Origin of the sequence: Pantoea sp. JZ29 (assembly GCF_035190385.1) — a bacterium.
Taxonomy (GTDB): Bacteria; Pseudomonadota; Gammaproteobacteria; order Enterobacterales; family Enterobacteriaceae; genus Pantoea; species Pantoea stewartii.
In genome coordinates this window covers 1,687,793-1,706,562 of sequence record NZ_CP045241.1, presented here as the reverse complement: position 1 = coordinate 1,706,562, position 18,770 = coordinate 1,687,793, and the positions used below count along the sequence as shown (strand labels likewise).

Here is an 18,770-nt window from a genome sequence, read left to right as displayed (position 1 = left end):
CCCGTTAAGGCGGCACCCTGCGATGCCGCCTGCTGGTTTATTTCACGGTCCAGCCTTTGTAGCTGCCGACATTATTACGGTCGATCAGCTTCACCGGGATCAGCACGGGTTTATCCGGTGCGGGTTTTCCCTGCAGGATGTCGTAACCGATTTCGACGGCTTTCGCGGCCATCACCTGAGGATCCTGAGCGGGCGTGGCGGCAAAGAGCGAGTTCTTACGCTTCAGCGCTTCTTCGCCGTCCGGTGAGCCGTCCACTCCGACAATGAAGAACTCGTTACGCTGTGCCTGTTTCGCCGCTAAATCCGCGCCAATTGCGGTTGGATCGTTAATCGCGAACACGGCATCGATTTTCGGGTTGGCCGACAGCAGGCCGGTCATCACTTCCAGGCCGCCTTCACGGCTGCCTTTGGCGTTCTGATTAGAAGAAAGCAGTTTGATGTCAGGATAGCGTTTCAGCGCCGTCATACAGCCTTCCACGCGGTTTTGCACCGCCGAGACCGGCGGCCCGTTGATAATGACGACGTTGCCTTTGTCTTTCAGACGGTCAGCGATATATTTACAGGCCATTTCACCGGCCTGAGTGTTATCCGAGGTGATCGTCGCGTTGGCACCGTCGGCGGCGACGTCGACAGCCACCACCACAATCCCGGCATCCCGTGCGCGTTTCACTGCGGGCGCGATCCCTTTTGAGTCCGCGGCATTCAGGATAATCATGTCGACTTTAGCGGCGATGAAGTTATCTATCTGCCCTACCTGCTGTCCGAGATCGTAGCCACTCGACACCAGCGTCACCTTGACGTTATCGCCAGCCAGCTGGCGCGCCTTCATCTCTGCGCCCTTGGTGATTTGCACGAAGAACGGGTTAGCCAGATCGCCCACCGTCACGCCAATCGATTTCAGTTCTTTTGCCTGAGCCATACCGGCGCTGAGCAGCGTTGCCGCCAGCAACCCGGTTACAATCGGATTAAAACGCATAGATCTTCTCCTGCTGTTATTTATTGGCCAACTGCTGAATGGCGCGTTGTGTACTCTCTGCATAGGGGACATCAGCCCACATGATGACGCGTGCGATATTTGTCGATCAGCACGGCGATGATGATTACGGCCCCTTTAATCACCAGTTGCCAGAAATAAGAAACGCCCATCAATGTCATGCCGTTGTTCAGCGTGGCAATAATCAGTGCGCCAATCAGCGTGCCGGTAATGGTGCCAATTCCCCCCACAAAACTGGTGCCACCCAGAATGACCGCCGCAATGGCATCCAGCTCGTAACCCATGCCCAGATTGCCGTTGGCGCTGTAGAGACGTGAAGCGCTCATCAGTCCGCCCAGGCCGGACAGTAAGCCGCTCATCCCGTAAACGAACAGCAGTACCAGCCCGACTTTGATCCCGGTCAGACGGGCTGCCTGGATATTGCCGCCTACGGCGTAGATGTGAACGCCCAGCGTAGTGCGGCGCAGGATGAACCAGCAAAGCGCAATCACCGCGAACGCAATAACAATCAGCCACGGTACCGGCCCCAGATAGCCATTGCCTATCCATTCGAAATTGATATCGGCGTTGATGACCGTGGTGCCGTTCGCCAGCAGATAGGCGGCTCCGCGCAGTGCGGTATAGGTGCCCAGCGTCACGATAAACGGCGGAAGCCCGGCCCAGGCCACTAGAATGCCGTTAAACAGGCCCATCGCCAGCCCGGCTCCCAGCGCCATCGGAATCGTGAGCGAGGCCAGCATCGGATCCAGCGAAGTGAGCAACGCCACCACCGCCGTCGTGCCCAGCATTGAGCCGACAGATAAATCGATACCGCCGGTAAGAATGACAAACGTCATGCCTGCGGCCAGTACAATGTTGATGGACGCCTGGCGCGTAATATTCAGTAAATTGGCTTCGGTAAAGAAATTGGGTGTGACAACGCCGAAGACCGCCACGATTAAAATCAAAATGGGTAAAATGCCGACGGTCTGCATGATGTCGCCCATCAGGGCTCGTCTGACCGTGGGTGGATGAATCCGTGCCGTTTGTGTCATGGTTTTATCCTCATACTTCAAGCGGTGATGCGCTATACGCACCGGTTGCCAGCGTCATGATGTTTTCCTGACTGATCTCGTTACCTGCCAGTTCCCCTGCGATAGTGCCTTCATGCATCACATAAACCCGGTCACTCATGCCGACCACTTCCGGTAATTCACTGGAGATCATCAGAATGGCCACGCCCTGCCGCGCCATATCCTGCATCATGCGGTAAATCTCGCTTTTGGCCCCGACGTCCACGCCGCGCGTCGGCTCATCCAGGATGAGAATGCGCGGACCAATGGCAATCCAGCGGGAAATCAGCAGCTTCTGTTGGTTGCCACCGGACAGGCCTCCTGCCCGCACCAGCGCGTGGGGAACCCGGATATTGAGCGCGGCAATCGCCTCGCTGGCGATCTTTCTGGCTTGACGGCGGTTCAGCATGCCGTACTGCGCATCCCGTTCCAGCGTGGCCATCACGATGTTTTCCTGTGCAGCCATTTCGAGGAATAATCCCTGTTCTTTGCGGTTCTCGGTCAGGAAGCCAATGCCGTGCGCAATCGCTTCTCTTGGGGAGTGAATCTCTATCTTCTGGCCGTCCACCCAGATTTCACCCTGCTGAAGCCGGTGCACGCCAAAAATCAGCTGGGCCAGTTCGCTGCGTCCCGCACCAACCAGGCCGGCCAGGCCAACAATTTCGCCTGCCCGCACGTTAAGGCTACAGGGCTGTACCTTGCCGCCATCGGACAGGTTGTGCAGAGCCAGACGCACCTCGCCGCGAGGAATGGTGCGGTCTTTATTGAACAGATCGCTGAGTGGGCGTCCCACCATCATGCGCACCAGCTCGCTGGCGTTAAGGTTGTCGCGCGTCAGACTGCCGACGTACTGCCCGTCGCGCAGTACGCTGACGCGATCCGACAGCTCATACACTTCCGCCATGCGATGACTGATGTAGATAATCGCCATTCCCTGGCTGCGCAGCCGTTTGATCAGGGCAAAGAGTTGTTCAGTTTCGCGGCTGGATAAGGCGGCGGTGGGCTCATCCATCACCAGAATACGGCTGTTGCGATGCAGGGCGCGCGCAATCTCCACCTGTTGCTGCTCGGCAATGCTCAGCCTGCTGACTTTGTCCGTTGCGCTGAACTGCGCGCCTAAGTGGTTAATAACCTGCTGCGCTTCACGGGCCATCTGGTGACGCCTGACCATGCCAGCACGGGTGATTTCGCTTCCCAGAAAGATGTTTTCTGCCACGGTGAGATTCGGAGCAAGGTTGATTTCCTGATAGATCAGCGTAATCCCGGCCGCTAATGCCGCTTTCGGTCCTTTAAGCGGATACGGCTCGCCGTTGATCAACACCTCGCCGCTGGTGGCCGTATAGGCCCCCGCCAGAATCTTCATCAGGGTGCTTTTGCCCGCGCCATTTTCCCCCATCAGCGCATGCACCTCGACAGGATAAACGGTCAGGTCAACGCCTTTCAGTGCGTAGAAGTGGCCAAAACGCCGGGTGATCTGACGCATTTCAAGTATCGGCTTAGCTGTCATCGCCCCGCTCCTGCTGATTATGGATAGCCGCGAGTTAAGCAGGAGAAGATAAATGGATAATGTCAGCGGCCATTCATATTTGTCATATTCCGCTTCGCACTCACTTTTATACTCGCCCTATCGTCGCATGGCCGGAGAGCGTATTGATGCAACGCAGTTTGCCGTGGCAGGTCGGGGCGCGCGGTCGCCTGTTGCTGTCGCATTTATTAGTTGTGTGCGTCACCCTGATGGTGAGCGTGGTGGCCATTACCAGCTTTCGCCATGCCGGAAGCCTTCAGGAACAGGCTCAGGCCCAGACGCTGGCCGATATGAACGGCAGCCTGGCGCTGGCGCGCAATACCGCGAATGTCGCCATCACCGCCGTGCGGTTATCTCAGGTCGTGGGCGCGCTGGAATATCAGAGCGAATCGCGACGACTGCAGCAGAATCAGCAGGCCCTGCAACATTCACTCGCCCTGCTGGCCAGTACGCCGCTGGCTGCACGCGAGCCTGAACGCGTGGCCCGACTGCGTGCACGCAGTCTGATGCTTGAGCAGTCTGTGAGTCTGTTGCTGCGTAAGGGCCATGAACGTCATTTGCAGCGCAATCTTGTGCTCAGCGGGTTATGGCAGTCACAGCTGCTGCTGGAACGCATTAATGACCTGGCACACCGCAACGGAACCGGCGCACCCGATTTCGCCTTGCGCCAGCAGACCGGCAGGCTACTGGATATTGCGATTCGTACGCCCTCCTCGACCGCGGTCATCGATCAGTTGCAGCAGGTGATGACGCAATGGCGCAACGTGGTCGCATTGGGGGCGTTGGGTGACAACGTGCAGCAGTTACTGGAAACCCAACGCAGCCTGATCCCCTTGGCGGCAGCGCTGGAACAGAGCGATCTGTCCATCGCCTATGCCACCTACCGTATCAAGGCGCTCGTAGCCGCGCTGAATGATGACATTACCGCGTACGTTCAGCAGGTAGCCCGGCAAAGTGATCAGCGTAACATTGCCACTCACCGACAACGGGATTCGGTCAGTGGCTTTATCCTGCTTTCTGCCCTGTTGGCACTCGCCATCACCGTCTATACCGGGTACTACATCTATCGCAACCTGGGGTCCAGCCTGACCGCCATTGCCGCCGCAATGACCCGGCTGGCCCAGGGGGAACACAATGTCAGCGTGCCGGGCCTTCAGCGACGGGATGAACTGGGCGAGCTGGCGCGCGCCTTCAATGTGTTTGCCCGTAATACCGCCTCGCTGGCCCATACGTCGCGTCTGCTAAAAGAGAAAAGTACCCAACTTGAATCCACCTTTCTGGCAATGCGTGATGGCTTTGCCCTGTTTGATAACAGCGGCGAATTGGTGGTGTGGAACGATCAGTATCCGCAGCTTCTGGGCATCGCACCGCGGGATTTGCAGCGGGGACTGCACTACCAGCATCTGCTGGCGCAGCTTGATATACACCTGCACGATCTGGCGGAACCACAGGAAGTCAGGCTGGCCGATGGCCGCACCGTAGAACTGCGCTTCAGCCCGGTCCCCCGGCGCGGTAGCGTGAACACGGTGCTGGAACGCACCTCACGGAAGGTGCTGGAAGAAGCGCTGGTACACAGTCAGAAAATGAAAGCGGTAGGTCAGTTGACCGGCGGCATCGCGCATGATTTCAACAATCTGCTGGCCGTCATTATCGGCAGCCTGGCGTTAACCGAGGGGCAACTGCCGCCCGGCCCTCTTGCAAGCCGGGTTGAACGCGCCCGCCAGGCGGCGGATCGGGCAGCCCTGCTGACCCAGCGACTGCTGGCCTTTTCGCGTAAGCAAACCCTGAATCCGCATGCGGTGTCAGTCGTGTCGTTAGTGGAAAACCTGCAGGGGCTGCTGCAACATTCGCTGTTGCCCGGTCAACACCTGATTATTGATGCCCAACGGCCCGGCTGGCCTGCCTGGATTGATGCCAGTCAGTTAGAGAATGCGGTCATGAATCTGGTGGTGAATGCCAGAGATGCGATGGCCGGACAAAGCGGCGAGATCCGTCTGCGTATCTGGAACCAGCGCCGCACTGAGCGCGGTGAAAAGCGAGACCGGGTCACCATTGAGGTCATCGATCACGGTTGCGGCATGTCAGAAGAGGTGCGTGCGCAGGTGTTTGAACCCTTCTTTACCACCAAAACAACCGGTACCGGTAGCGGCCTGGGCCTGTCGATGGTCTACGGTTTTGTTCGTCAGTCGGGCGGACAGGTAGAGCTGGAAACCGCGCCGGGCCAGGGCACCACCGTACGGCTGTTGCTGCCCCGCGCGCCCGAAGTCCCGGCGGTCCGATCCGTCGCCTCGCACCCGGCGCAGCCGGATGCCGCGCAGGACCGGTTAGTTCTGGTGCTGGATGATGAACCGGCAGTGCGGCAAACCCTGTGTGAACATCTGCACCAACTGGGTTACCTGACGCTGGAGTGTGACACGGGCGAAGCGGCGCTGGCGCTGCTGCACCAGACGCCGGATATCGATTTGCTGATCAGCGATTTGATGCTGCCGGGTGAGATTAACGGTGCGGAGGTGATTCGTCAGGCACAGCAAAAGTGGCCACAGTTGGCTACATTGCTCATCAGCGGCCAGGATCTGCGTCACCAGCCCGTCACGTTGCCGTTATGTGAACGACTGGCGAAACCCTGGCAGGCAGCGCAGCTGGTGCAGGCGCTTCAGCGCGCCTGGCAGCGCAGCGCGCGGCTTAATCGTGCCCGCCAGGCTGCCACAACGGCACCGGCTTCCCGATGATATAGCGTTTACGCAGGCGGCTGGAGATGGCATCCATCACCATGACCACGACAACGAGGATGATCGTCAGGAACATCACCACATCCCAGTTCCACAGGCGCATGTTCTCCGCGTACACCAGGCCGACACCGCCCGCGCCGACAAAGCCAAGCACCGCCGCTGAGCGGGTATTGGACTCGATCTGATACAGGCTCAGTGCCAGAAACTGTGGGAAAGACTGGGTGAAAATACCAAACCGGTGCTTCTGCAGACTGTTTGCGCCCAGCGCGCCCAGGCCGCGACTGGGTGAACGCTCAACCGCTTCGTGGCCTTCGGAATAGAGCTTACCTAACAGACCAATGTCCTGCAGGATAATCGCCAGCACCCCGGCCAGCGGCCCCATGCCGACCGCGCGAACAAAAATCAGGCCCCAAATCGCCATATCAATGCCGCGCAGCATATCGAACAGGCGACGCACAACAAACGCAATGGGACGGGCAACCTTGTCATGCATCACATTACGCGCCGCCAGAAACGAGAGCGGCAGCGCCAGCAGCGTGGCGGTCAGCGTGCCGGCAAACACAATCGCCAGCGTAATGCCGACCTGAGAGAAATAGTAGCCAAACGGCCAGTTCACGAAGTCCTGCCAGACAAACATGCGCAGAAAATAGCGGCCCAGTTGCTGGCATCCTGTAAGCAGGCGGTTCCATTCGATGCCAAACACCATAAAGAAAAAGACATAATAGAGCACCAGCGCCAGGGCCAGCATGGCAAGGCGACGCAGATAGCGGTTTTGTGCAGCAAACAGCGCGGGATGCTGCTGTTTCATCGCGCTGATATCGGGCGCAAGCGTAACCATGGTTATTCCTCCACAACGCGACGGCGCAGGCGGCCAGAAACGGTGTCCAGTAGCGAGACCACAATCAAAATCAGCAGCAGCGTCATGCTGACCTGATCAAAGCGATCCAGTTTAATATTGGTCATTAACTCCTGACCAATGCCGCCCGCCCCCACCAGCCCCAGGATGGTCGACGAACGGAAATTAACTTCCAGGCGCATAAAGCTGTATGACAGAAAAACCGGCTTCACCTGCGGCCAGAAGGCATAGCGCATCCGTTGCAGTTTGCTGGCACCGCAGGCCGCCAGCCCGCGCACCGGTTTATCCGAGGCGGACTCAATGGCTTCATAAAACAGTTTGGTCAGGCTGCCAATGGTGTGCAGCGCCAGCGCCAGAAAGCCGGGAATCGCTCCGATGCCAAATGCCATCACAAACATTACCGCCCAGGCCAGTTCCGGCATGGTGCGTAGAAAGGCGACAAAAGCGCGAATCGCCATGCGCAGACTGGCTGGCGTTTGTGTGTTATCGGCCGCAAAGAAGGCCAGCACGCCCGCTATCACCACCGCAATCAGCGTGGAGGCCAGCGCCAGCTGCAATGTTTCCCATATCAACGGCAGCTGGATATTCAGACGATAGCCCCAGTAAGCCAGCGATCCTTCTGTCTTGCCATCCGCAAATAACACCGGCAGATGCAATACGGGCATGATTTCGTGCAGGTAATCAAAAAAGTGCGGTAAGGATTGCCAGATGGTCACGAGATTGAACTCGGCCATATTCGCCGCCGCCAGGTAAAGCCCCACCAGCACCAGTGACCAGACGAGCGAGTCACGCTTCTGTTGGCGGCGGATGCGTTGATAATAGCGTTCGAAGTCGGTCACGGCGGTGTTCTCAGATTGATGTGTGGCAAAGTCAGCAGAGAAAGGGAAATCTGTCTGTGATAGCGGGCCGCCCGCACCCCGGCGGGCGGCTCGCTGGCTCAACGCCAACGGCTTTACCGTTAGCCGCGCGCGCCTTTCATCAGCTCGCGCTTCATGTCGATGATGTTCTGGAAGTCAGCCACAGAGGTTTTGCCAATGTGCTGCTGGCCGCCCACGGCCTTGGTGAAACAGGCGTGGTCGTCTTTATCCAGTTTTTTGATGGCAGCAATCACTTTCGCTTTGAAATCGGCGGGCAGTTTATTGCTCACGAGGATAGGCCCGTTAGGAATTAACGGTGACTGCCAGATGATGCGGATTTGTTTCATCAGGTCAGGATGATCCATACGGATCAGGCGGCCAAACGCACCCGAGGTGTAGCCCGTATTGTAATCCCCCACCATGGAGGTCCAGGTGACGGCGCCGTCGAACTGATTATTTAGCACGCCCAGGATGTCCTGCTCATGACCACCGGAGAAGGTTACGCTGGAAAAGAAATTGTTGTATTTGTTGTCGATGTTGCCGCCAAACAGCTTTTTAAAGGCCTGATTGGGTACCAGGAAGCCTGACGTGGAATCCGGATCGGCCATCCCAAACGATTTGCCTTTCAGATCTTCCAGCTTTTTGTAAGGACTGTCAGCTTTCACAATCACGACAGAGTGATAACCGCGAGACTGATCTTTGTCATCCACGACAATGCCGACTAAATCGACGGCTTTCGGGTCCTGAATATACACCGAGGCGTAAGACGACGGCGACATGCTCAGCACCAGATCCACTTTGCCACCCAGCAGGCCCTGAATTACGCCGGAATAGTCGGACGAGTTGCGGATTTTGGTATCCACGTGCAGTTCTTTATCAAAGAAGGATTTCACACACTGGTTATCACCAATCTGCTGGGTGGCGTTCTGACCGCCCAAAATGCCCAGATTCAGTTCTTTAGGTGCATCCGCTGCATTAACGCCAAAGGTAAGCAGTGCCGTAGTCAATAACGCGAAAGCTTTGATTTTCATTAGCCTTGTTCTCTTGCTGTGATAGTTAGTGGATCTGGTTGAATTCATCGCCGTACAGCTGATGCAGCAGGCCGTCGGTCAGGTCAGAAGGATGGCCGTCAAAGAGCACCACACCGCGTTGAATCCCAATGACGCGGGTGCAGTAACTTTTCACCAGCTCGATCGAGTGCAGGTTAACCATCACGCTGATGCCCTGTTCACTCACCTGGCGCAGAACGTCCATAATGCGGGTGGTATTTTTGGGATCGAGAGAGGCAACCGGTTCGTCGGCCAGCAGAATTTTGGGGTTTTGCATCAGCGCCCGACAGATCGCCACGCGCTGCATTTGTCCACCTGAAAGGTTTTCGGCACGCTGTAACGCCTGCGGTAGCATGTTCATCCACTCCAGCAGTTGAATCGCGCGGGCGCGGTCGGCGTCAGAGAAGACTTTGAAAAACGATTTCAGCGTCGACGTCTGGCTGAGACGACCCAGCAGCACGTTGGTCAGCACGTCAAGACGCGGCACCAGGCAGAAATCCTGAAAAATCATGCCGCACTGCGCACGCCATTCGCGCATCTGGCGGCTACTGAGGTTGACCACATTGCGATCGGCTTCGCCGTGATGCAGGCTGATGATTGCGCCCTGCGAGGCCGAAATGGTGCCGTTCAGCATATGCAGCAATGTCGATTTGCCTGCGCCAGAGCGACCAATCACCGCCACTAATTCACCCGCATGCAAATCGAAACTGACATTATCGAGGACTTTGTTGCTACCGTAGGCTTTGCTCAATCCCTGAACAGATAACACTTTTTGCCCGCCGGAGTGGGTCAACGACGTGACGTTATCGACCACCGTTTTCAGCAGTGCCTGTGCCATGATGTTCTCCGTTGTTCCAGTTAACGTTCTGTGCACCCGACGCTGAATCCGGGGCTTCATTACCCTGTCTGGCCCGTACCTGTTGGCTCAGTGCCTTTGCTGGCAGCAGGGACAGCAGGCCCTGCTCACGCAGCAAGAACCTGACGAGAGACCGCTATATTAAGAACACCGGGGATGAAAGCTGTATTACGGTTATGTGATTAAACGATGACAGGCAAAACGGCGTCCAGAGACAGCGACAGGCCGTCATGCGCCGCCTGCACCGAGGCCGGTAGCGGATGCTCGGCCAGCCAGTTGTCCATATCGTGACTCAGATGAATCAGCCAGGCCTGGTGGGGTTTCAGTGCCTCGATGATGGTCAGGGCCGCGGTCACATCGTTATGGTTACGCCCGCCCTGACCGGGGGGATCGTTGCAGTCCAGCACCAGGTGGTCCAGCGTTTGTCCACGAAGGAAATCCGCGGTATCCGGCGGCAGACCGCAGGTATCACACAGCCAGGCCAGCCGGGCACCGTGCCAGTCAAACAGATAGCCATGCGTAAGCCGTGAATGCTGGAGTGGTAAGGGCGTCACCCGCAGGTCGCCAAATGACTGGGCCACGAAGGGGGTTAACGCGGGCCGGAAATCCAGTAAGCCGGGATGTTTAAACAAGTCGTCACAGCCCTTTTCATCCGGCGGCCCCCAGACGGGAATCGGTTTTCCTTTGCCCCAGCGCAGGGTAAATAAGCCCTGCACATGATCCATATGATAGTGCGTCAGCAGAATCCGGTTGATATCCTCAGGCTGAAACCGTTCTGCCAGCAAGGGTAAGCCCGCATCCAGTAAAATACGTTCACGTCCGGCTTCGATTAACGCGCTTGTAGGCGCGCGGCGATAACGGGCAAACTGACGGGCGCGCAAACAGGCGACACAGTCACAACCGAACACGGGTGCCCCGGTTACGCCGCCCGTACCGAGCAGGGTCAGTTTCATGAGGCGCCCTCCAGCAGCTGACGTAACTGTTGTACGGTCTCTTCGAGTGCGCCATCGTTATTCAGCCGCAGGCAGCCTTCTGGCTGATGCCGGTCAGCCCGTGCCAGCCGTTGGGCGATCGCCGCTTCGCTCTCACGGCCACGCTGGCGTAACCGTGCGGCCAGTACCGCAGACGACACCTCAAGGCATAGCGGTAACAGTCGCGTGCCGTAACGTGCCCGGACGTGTTCCAGATGCTGGCGCGATCCGTTGACCAGCACGTTTTGCCCGCACGCCAGCCAGTGGTCGATTTCACTGCCCACGCCATAATAAAAACCGTGCGCCTGCCAGCTGACGGCAAATAACCCCAGCGCATCGCGCCGGATAAATTCCGCTTCCGTCAGGGCGATATGGTTTTCGCCCCCTACATCATGGGGGCGCGTAATATAGCGATGAGCAATCAGCAAGCCCTCAGGCGGTGCCTCGCGCAGCCGGTCCAGCAGGCTGTCTTTGCCTGAACCGGACGGGCCGATAAGCCAGATGAGCCGGGCCATCAGTACACCTGCCGACCTTTACACCAGACATGGCGAATATGGGGATGGCCATGTTGAGTATGCGCCAGGACCAGGTCGGCGCGGCAGCCTTCGCTGATCACGCCACGATCTTCCAGCCCCAGCGCACGTGCCGGATTGCACGTCACCAGCGCAATGGCCTGAGGCAAAGAGAGCGTATTGCGCTCATCGGCGGCCAGGCGGAACGCCGCATCCAGCAGGCTGGCGGGATAGTAGTCCGACGACAGGATATCCAGCATGCCGTGAGCGGCCAGCTCCCAGGCGGCCACGTTGCCGGAATGCGAACCGCCGCGAACAATGTTGGGCGCGCCCATTAACACCTGCATGTTGCGGTAGCGCGAAGCTTTCGCCGCCTCCAGCGTGGTGGGAAACTCGGCAATCGCACTGCCCACGGCGTGCGACTCTTCGACATGGTCAACAGTCGCATCGTCATGACTGGCGATCGCGATGCCGTGATCGCGGCACAGCGCGGCAATCGCCAGACGATTAGGCTGTGACCAGGCCTCGGCCAGTTCCAGTTGCTCGCGCTCAAACGCATCCATCTGCTCGTCATTCAGCTGGTATTTTCCCTGGTAGTATTCCCGGTACTTTTCCAGCGACGCATACTGACGCTGGCCGGGTGAGTGATCCATCAGCGACACCAGCGACAGCTCGGGTGAGGACAGCAAGGCTTCAAACAGCGGCAGCGTTGTATGATGCGGCAGCTCACAGCGCAGATGCAGTAAATGCTCCGCGCGATTAAGCCCCTTTTGGTTGCTGTCACGAATCGCGCCAATCATTTTACTGAGATTTTCCAGTCGGTGGCCGCCATCACGCACATCCCCCACGCCGATAGCATCCAGCACGGTGGTGATGCCGCTGGCCACCATCAGCGCATCGTGGCTGCTCATCGCCGAGTGCGCCGGCCAGTCGACTTTAGGCCGTGGGGTGAAAAATTTGTCCAGGTTATCGGTATGCAACTCCACCAGGCCCGGCAGCAGATACGCGCCTTCGCCATCCAGCGCACTGGCCAGCTGGCTGTTCGTTTCGCTAAAGTTGGTAATACGGTCTTCGCGAAACTCCAGCGAACCGGCAACAACCTCATTTTCCAGCACCAGCTTTACGTTATTAATGATCATGCTTCTGCCCCTGTTTTGAAGGGCTGCATGACGTGCAGGCGATCGGCCACACGTTCCCGCACCGCTTCATCATGAAAGATCCCCACGATTGCCGCGCCGCGTTCACGCGCCTGCTCAATCAGGCCCACGACCGCGGCACTGTTGACACTGTCGAGTGACGCTGTGGGTTCGTCCAGTAACAACACCGGATAGTCCGCGATAAAGCCGCGGGCGATATTGACGCGCTGCTGCTCGCCTCCCGAAAAGGTTGAGGGGGCCAGAGACCAGAGGCGCTGCGGGACGTTAAGTCGCGTCAGCAGCTCTTTCGCGCGGGCTTCGCAGAAGCCGCGTTCCACGCCGCGCTCCAGCAACGGCTGCATCACGATCTCCAGCGTCGGCACGCGCGGGATGACGCGCAGAAACTGACTGACCCAGCCGATAGTATCGCGACGAATGGCAATAATCTGACGGGCCGGTGCCTGCGCCATATCCACCCACTCGCCCTGATGCTGTACCCAGATGTGGCCGCTGTTGGCCTGATAGTTACCGTACAGGGCACGCAGCAGGGTGGATTTCCCGCTGCCGGAATGCCCGTGCAGTACCACGCATTCGCCCTGACTGACGTCCAGGCAGGCATTCTGTAATACCGGCAGCGCCGCCCCGTTTTGATTGTGCAACACAAAGGTTTTGCACAAATTTTCTACGCGCAGTTGCGTTTTCATAGTCGCCGTCGCCATTAGTTGAGCACCGATGAAACCAGCAGTTGCGTGTAAGGATGATGCGGGTCATCCAGCACGCGGTCAGTTAAGCCACTTTCCACCACCCGGCCCTGCTTCATCACCAGCAGGCGATGCGCCAGCAGGCGCGCCACGCCCAGATCGTGCGTCACAATCACCACCGCCAGATTGAGTTCCCGCACCAGCGTACGCAGCAGATCCAATAACCGTGCCTGCACCGAGACGTCCAGGCCGCCGGTCGGTTCATCCATAAACACCAGCTTCGGCTGGGTGACCAGATTGCGGGCGATTTGCAGACGCTGCTGCATGCCGCCGGAAAAGGTTGTCGGCAGATCATCGATGCGGTTAGCTGCGATTTCCACCGCCTGCAGCCAGTGGCTGGCTTGCGCGCGGATCTCGCCGTAATGGCGGTGACCGACGGCCATCAGGCGCTCGCCGATATTGCCGCCCGCCGTGACCTGAGGGCGCAAACCTTCCAGCGGGTGCTGGTGGACCACGCCCCACGCCGTGCGCAGTAAGCGGCGGCGGTCGCTTTCGCTCATTTGATACAGATCGCGTTGCAGATAATGAATCGCGCCTGCCTGCGGTGCCAGCCGCGCTGACAGGCTACGCAACAGGGTGGTTTTGCCCGATCCGGATTCCCCGACGATACCCAAAACCTCGCCCGGATAGAGATCAAAACTGACGTCTTCAAAGCCTTTTCCTGGCGCATACAGATGCGTAAGGTTGTTCACCGCGAGCAGCGGTTGTTCACTGTGCATGGTGTTGTTCCTGCTGCTGGTGGCAAAAATCGGTATCGGAGCACACAAACATGCGCGTGCCCTGGTCGTCCATCACCACCTCATCCAGATAGCTGTGGCGCGAACCACAGAGCGCACAGGGTTCGTCCCACTGCTGCACGGTGAAGGGATGATCGTCAAAATCGAGGCTTTCAACTTTGGTATAGGGCGGCAAGGCATAGATGCGTTTTTCACGACCGGCACCAAACAGCTGGAGCGCGGGCATCATGTGCATCTTGGGGTTATCGAATTTGGGGATCGGCGACGGATCCATCACATAGCGATCGTTGACCTTTACCGGATAGGCATAGGTGGTGGCGATGTGACCAAAACGGGCGATATCTTCGTACAGTTTGACCTGCATGATGCCGTACTCTTCCAACGCATGCATGGTGCGGGTTTCCGTTTCGCGAGGCTCAATAAAGCGCAGCGGCTCGGGAATCGGCACTTGGAAAATCAGGATCTGATCTTCTTGCAGCGGCGTTTCCGGAATACGGTGGCGCGTCTGGATCAGCGTGGCGTCCACTGTGCGCTCGGTCGTCGCCGCACCGCTGACGCGCTGAAAGAAACGGCGGATCGAGACCGCATTGGTGGTATCGTCCGCGCCCTGGTCGATAACTTTCAGAACGTCTTTGTCGCCAATCACGCTGGCGGTAATTTGAATGCCGCCGGTGCCCCAGCCATAAGGCATCGGCATTTCACGTCCGGCAAACGGCACCTGATAGCCGGGAATCGCCACGGCTTTCAGGATGGCGCGTCGGATCGTACGTTTGGTTTGTTCGTCAAGATAGCCGTTGTTATAGCCGCTGAGTTCAGCCATTTTGCTGCTCCTGATAGTCCTGGCGCAGACGTTTCAGCAGTTCCAGTTCCGCCTGGAAATCGACGTAGTGCGGCAGTTTTAAGTGGGACACAAAACCTGCGGCTTCGACGTTATCCGCATGGGACAGCACAAACTCCTCGTCCTGCGCCGGGCTGGTAATGCGTTCATGGTGTTCACGCGTCTGTAGCGCCCGATCCACCAGTGCCATGGACATGGCTTTACGCTCAGCCCGGCCAAAGACCAGGCCATAACCCCGTGTAAAGTGCGGGGCGCTTTCGCCGTCGTGCGTGAAACCGTTGACCATTTCGCATTCGGTCAGCAGCATTTCCCCGATCTCCAGTTCAAAACCCAGCTCTTCGGGGCAAATGCTGACGCTGACGTATCCGGTACGGATTTCACCGGCAAAGGGGTGCGTGCGGCCATAGCCACGCTGAGTGGAATAGCCCAGCGACAGCAGAAACCCTTCGTCGCCGCGCACCAGTTGCTGAAGACGTGCCGCGCGCGAGGCGGGAAAGCCCATCGGCTCACGGGTGATATCCGTGGGTTCGCTGCCATCGTCGTGTTCTGCCTCCGCAAAGCCTTCCTCGCTCATCATGCTGAACATATGCGGACAGTGTTCCGGTAGCGCCTGCTCACTGCGCGGCGGCGGCGGTGTTTCGCCATTTGCCATCAACGTAAAGTCCAGCAGACGGTGGCTATAGTCGTAGGTCGGCCCGAGTACCTGACCGCCGGGTAAATCCTTATACACCGCCGAGATGCGTCGCTCGATTCGCATGCTACCGGTAGCTAACGGCGTGCTTTGCGCCAGCCGCGGCAGGGTTGTGCGATAGGCACGCAGCAGGAAAATGGCCTCCACCAGATCGCCGCCGGCCTGCTTAATCGCCAGCGCCGCCAGCGCGGGATCGTAAATGCCACCTTCCGTCATCACCCGATCTACTGCCAGACCGAGCTGCTGCGCGACCTGGTCGCAGGATAATTCAGGCACCGCGCGATCGCCGCGCCGCACATCCGCCTGCAGGTGATGGGCGTTAGCAATGGCTTTTTCGCCCCCTTTCACGGCTACGTACATGAGCACACCTCAACGTGGGTTGTCCGTGGCACCGCCATCATCGCTTCGCCACAGGTAAAGATGAGATCCACACCCTGAGGAAACGGATGCGGGCGGGCACGCAGGTAGTCGATCACGCTTTCCGGCAGTTGTGGCGCAATGGCGCGTGCTTCGCGCAGCCCCGGCCCTGTCAACCGTAATGCCAGGCCACCGTTCAGCGCAGGTACCTCAATAATCAGCGTGGTGCTTTTCTCAGGTGCCAGGTTGTCGCCCGCGGAAAAATCGGCCGGGTTAGGCTGAGCGGTCGCGTGACTTAACGCAAATGCCGCATCACTGCTGTCGGTAATCGGTGCGCCGGTATGAAAACGCAGGTTATCGCGCAGCGTCTGATTATCGACCTGTGGGTCCAGCCATAGGGGGCTTTCCTGATCGACCAGGGTCAGCAGCACGGCAGTGGCGGCGGGAGAAAGTGCGCCCCAGCCCTGTTGCAGCGGCAGCGATACCATAACGCCGGGTTCGCTCATGGCTTTCAGAATGCGGCGAAAAGCATGCTGCGCATCCGCAACCGGGTGATGAAAACTTGCCAGTAAAGTCATTCATTGTCTCCGCGTACCAGCGTAAAGAAGTCCACTTTGCTACTGGCGATTTCACGTGCACGCAGCTGACGCTGCTCGTCGCGTAAGGCCGCCAGTGGGGTAATAATCTTTTCCTGTAACAGCTCGGCGGTGCCCGTCTGCTGCAACAGCGCATCCATCAGGGCACAGCGTTCGGCGTGGACTTTATCCCGGCCCAGCAGGTAGCTGTAGCCCAGGGTGCCATCGTTTAGCCGGACGACCGCGCGCGTGACGGTGGCATCGCCCATCACAAAACGTTTGCCCGTCGCGCCCATGCGGGCCTGCAACCGTGTCAGGCCAATTTCAGCCGGTCGGATCAGCGTAAATGCCGGCGTAAGGTTGAGCGGCTGCCAGAGCGCGTCAAGCTCGGCGGCGCTGCTGTGGGCCAACACCGAAAGCCAGTGCTGGCGTGCCGTTTGCTGTTTCATTCGTGCTCCAGAGTGAGTTCAATCATGTCGCCACGCGTCAGGCTGACGGAGTACTCCGCCATCGCACCATCGGTGGTTTTATTCAGGGTGCGCACGCACAACAAGGGGGAATGCAGTGCGATCTCCAGCTGCTTGCACTCTTTGGCCTGAGCCCGACGGGTGCTGATGCGCGTTTGCGTGCGCACCAGCTGCTTGCCGGTGTGCTGCCGCAGGAAGTCATGGAGCGAGCCGCTGGTAAAGCGTTGTAGCTGCGGCCACCAACTGAGGTCGGGCAGGAAGTGATTAATCAGGCACACCGGCAGGCCATTGACCCGGCGCAGCGTGCGCAGATGAATGACGTTGTCGCCTTCGTTCACGCCTAATGCGGCCGCGACGTCTGCACTGGCAGGACGCAATACGGCCAGCAGGCGCTCACTGGTGGGATCGCTGCCCTGTTCCAGTAAGTTCTGGCTGAAGCGGGCCTGCGCATGGAGCGGATAATCATACGGGCGCATTAACACCAAAATGCCGACGCCGTGGCGACGCTGCAGCAACCCTTTATTCACCAGTTCATCAACCGCCCGACGTAAGGTGTGGCGGTTAACGGCATAGTGATCGGCCAGCTGTTGCTCCGAAGGAAGGTAGTCACCACTGCGATAACGCTCCTGAACAGCCTGCTCCAGTTGCGCCGCAACGGCCTGATACACAGTGGTCGGATGTCTGGATAACTCCATCACAAATAAATCCTCACAGCGTAAGGGGGGATTTCGCAGCCGGTGGACTGCGGGATGGCTACAGCGTGACGGGATCAGATGACAGAGAGGTGACGACTTAGTGAAGCGAAGGTGAATTTGTCTGTGAAGCGCAGGACACCGGACAGATCTGAGAGTAAACCGCTCAACGCCATAGGGCATCCATGCCATATGGCGGTCAGGGCTTATCCGGCTGTTTAATCAGGAAAATCGGTTGATAATGACGTCTGTTTCCAGGCTTCTATCTGTGCCAGTCGCGCTTTGAGTTTTTCCGTTACCGCCTCATAACCCCATGCTCCCATCACCACGTGGCGCGGCGGTTCGGGGTGTTCAGCAATGGCGATCATCGCGCTCGCCGCACGAACAGGGTCACCTTTCTGCGTGCCGCTGTACGCCGCCGTCGCCTTCATCCTGGCGGCAGCGGTTTCGGCATAATCCGGTAAGGTGCTCGGGGTCTGATGCAGCGAACGTCCTGCCCAGTCGGTACGAAACGGGCCGGGTTCAATACAGGTCACGTGAATCCCTAACGGACCCACCTCCTGGGCGAGCGAATCAGACCAGCCCTCTACGGCGTGCTTACTGGCAGCATAATAACCTGAGCTGGCAAAGCCGATGAATCCTGCCACAGAGGTGATATTCATAATGTGACCCCGTCGCGCGGTGCGCATAGCCGGCAGTACCGCACGCGTCAGAGCAAACAGACCGAAAACGTTGGCATCAAACTGCGCGCGTATGGCCTTCTCTTCCCCTTCTTCGACGGAACTTTGGTAACCGTAACCCGCATTATTGACCAGTACGTCAAGGGTGCCGAACGTTTCAAGCGCTTTGTTGACCGCCTTATCAATACTGTGTTGTTGCGTCACATCCAGTTCAACCGCAATCGCGTTCGGATGGCCGTCAACCAGATCGGCGATCGCTGATCGATGGCGTGCAGTTACGACCACCCGGAATCCGCGGGCGATGGTCTGCTGCGCCAGTTCACGGCCAAATCCCGTTGAACATCCAGAAATCAGCCACACCGGTTGTGTGTTTGTTCCCATGATCAGGCTCCTGTTATCGGTTTAGCAAAGGGCTGCCGGACATCCGTATGGCCG

The 18,770-nt window shown here is 58.3% G+C and carries 19 protein-coding genes; 1 reads left to right on the top strand and 18 read right to left on the bottom strand.

Annotation, left to right across the window (positions count from 1 at the left end; all coding sequences use genetic code 11):
* Positions 1-37: 37 nt before the first annotated feature.
* The 3 genes from GC090_RS07950 to GC090_RS07940 all read right to left on the bottom strand — a co-directional run bounded on the left by GC090_RS07950 (position 38) and on the right by GC090_RS07940 (position 3,553).
* Positions 38-976 (bottom strand): ABC transporter substrate-binding protein, encoded by a 939-nt coding sequence (locus GC090_RS07950; RefSeq protein ID WP_205955455.1) that lies wholly within the window; start codon positions 974-976, stop codon positions 38-40.
* A 71-nt stretch (positions 977-1,047) separates the two neighbouring features.
* Positions 1,048-2,028, bottom strand: a complete 981-nt coding sequence (locus GC090_RS07945) for an ABC transporter permease subunit (RefSeq protein WP_033739482.1) — start codon at positions 2,026-2,028, stop codon at positions 1,048-1,050.
* A gap of 10 nt (positions 2,029-2,038) precedes the next feature.
* Positions 2,039-3,553 (bottom strand): sugar ABC transporter ATP-binding protein, encoded by a 1,515-nt coding sequence (locus GC090_RS07940; RefSeq protein ID WP_324021301.1) that lies wholly within the window; start codon positions 3,551-3,553, stop codon positions 2,039-2,041.
* Between the two features lie 146 nt (positions 3,554-3,699).
* On the opposite strand from GC090_RS07940, the gene GC090_RS07935 reads away from it, so the two are divergent.
* The gene (locus tag GC090_RS07935) at positions 3,700-6,300 is read left to right on the top strand and encodes an ATP-binding protein (protein ID WP_324021547.1); all 2,601 of its coding nucleotides are present in this window, start codon (positions 3,700-3,702) and stop codon (positions 6,298-6,300) included.
* Here GC090_RS07935 and phnE (GC090_RS07930) read toward each other — a convergent pair.
* The 15 genes from phnE (GC090_RS07930) to GC090_RS07860 all read right to left on the bottom strand — a co-directional run bounded on the left by phnE (GC090_RS07930) (position 6,254) and on the right by GC090_RS07860 (position 18,716).
* Positions 6,254-7,138, bottom strand: a complete 885-nt coding sequence (phnE, locus tag GC090_RS07930; protein WP_033739486.1) for a phosphonate ABC transporter, permease protein PhnE — start codon at positions 7,136-7,138, stop codon at positions 6,254-6,256. The genes GC090_RS07935 and phnE (GC090_RS07930) overlap by 47 nt on opposite strands.
* Before the next feature lie 2 nt (positions 7,139-7,140).
* Positions 7,141-7,995 (bottom strand): phosphonate ABC transporter, permease protein PhnE, encoded by an 855-nt coding sequence (gene phnE, locus GC090_RS07925; RefSeq protein ID WP_033739498.1) that lies wholly within the window; start codon positions 7,993-7,995, stop codon positions 7,141-7,143.
* A 119-nt stretch (positions 7,996-8,114) separates the two neighbouring features.
* On the bottom strand, positions 8,115-9,044 hold the full coding sequence (gene phnD / locus GC090_RS07920) for a phosphonate ABC transporter substrate-binding protein (RefSeq protein ID WP_054633541.1): 930 nt from the start codon (positions 9,042-9,044) through the stop codon (positions 8,115-8,117).
* Between the two features lie 25 nt (positions 9,045-9,069).
* Positions 9,070-9,900 (bottom strand): phosphonate ABC transporter ATP-binding protein, encoded by an 831-nt coding sequence (phnC, locus tag GC090_RS07915; RefSeq protein ID WP_006119631.1) that lies wholly within the window; start codon positions 9,898-9,900, stop codon positions 9,070-9,072.
* Positions 9,901-10,100: 200 nt separating this feature from the next.
* Positions 10,101-10,871, bottom strand: a complete 771-nt coding sequence (gene phnP / locus GC090_RS07910; RefSeq protein ID WP_324021299.1) for a phosphonate metabolism protein PhnP — start codon at positions 10,869-10,871, stop codon at positions 10,101-10,103.
* Positions 10,868-11,404, bottom strand: a complete 537-nt coding sequence (phnN, locus tag GC090_RS07905) for a ribose 1,5-bisphosphokinase (protein ID WP_006119633.1) — start codon at positions 11,402-11,404, stop codon at positions 10,868-10,870. Before phnN ends, phnP begins: the two co-directional genes overlap by 4 nt.
* Positions 11,404-12,540: an alpha-D-ribose 1-methylphosphonate 5-triphosphate diphosphatase gene (gene phnM / locus GC090_RS07900; RefSeq protein WP_039338201.1), complete on the bottom strand. Its 1,137-nt coding sequence runs from the start codon at positions 12,538-12,540 to the stop codon at positions 11,404-11,406. Before phnM ends, phnN begins: the two co-directional genes overlap by 1 nt.
* Complete coding sequence (gene phnL, locus GC090_RS07895) at positions 12,537-13,256, bottom strand: phosphonate C-P lyase system protein PhnL (RefSeq protein WP_006119635.1); 720 nt, start codon at positions 13,254-13,256, stop codon at positions 12,537-12,539. Before phnL ends, phnM begins: the two co-directional genes overlap by 4 nt.
* The gene (gene phnK / locus GC090_RS07890) at positions 13,256-14,017 is read right to left on the bottom strand and encodes a phosphonate C-P lyase system protein PhnK (RefSeq protein ID WP_006119636.1); all 762 of its coding nucleotides are present in this window, start codon (positions 14,015-14,017) and stop codon (positions 13,256-13,258) included. Before phnK ends, phnL begins: the two co-directional genes overlap by 1 nt.
* Positions 14,007-14,855 carry an alpha-D-ribose 1-methylphosphonate 5-phosphate C-P-lyase PhnJ gene (locus GC090_RS07885; protein ID WP_006119637.1) on the bottom strand — a complete coding sequence of 283 codons (849 nt, stop codon included), beginning with the start codon at positions 14,853-14,855 and terminating at the stop codon, positions 14,007-14,009. Before GC090_RS07885 ends, phnK begins: the two co-directional genes overlap by 11 nt.
* Positions 14,848-15,924 (bottom strand): carbon-phosphorus lyase complex subunit, encoded by a 1,077-nt coding sequence (locus GC090_RS07880; RefSeq protein ID WP_324021296.1) that lies wholly within the window; start codon positions 15,922-15,924, stop codon positions 14,848-14,850. The genes GC090_RS07885 and GC090_RS07880 overlap by 8 nt, the downstream gene beginning before the upstream one ends.
* Positions 15,915-16,499, bottom strand: a complete 585-nt coding sequence (phnH, locus tag GC090_RS07875; RefSeq protein ID WP_033739495.1) for a phosphonate C-P lyase system protein PhnH — start codon at positions 16,497-16,499, stop codon at positions 15,915-15,917. Before phnH ends, GC090_RS07880 begins: the two co-directional genes overlap by 10 nt.
* Entirely contained in the window at positions 16,496-16,945 is a 450-nt protein-coding gene (gene phnG, locus GC090_RS07870; protein WP_185199300.1) for a phosphonate C-P lyase system protein PhnG, read from the bottom strand. Before phnG ends, phnH begins: the two co-directional genes overlap by 4 nt.
* A complete protein-coding gene (gene phnF / locus GC090_RS07865; RefSeq protein ID WP_058701628.1) occupies positions 16,942-17,658 on the bottom strand; it encodes a phosphonate metabolism transcriptional regulator PhnF in 717 nt (238 codons plus the stop codon). Before phnF ends, phnG begins: the two co-directional genes overlap by 4 nt.
* A 215-nt stretch (positions 17,659-17,873) precedes the next feature.
* On the bottom strand, positions 17,874-18,716 hold the full coding sequence (locus GC090_RS07860; protein ID WP_324021294.1) for an oxidoreductase: 843 nt from the start codon (positions 18,714-18,716) through the stop codon (positions 17,874-17,876).
* Positions 18,717-18,770: the final 54 nt, after the last annotated feature.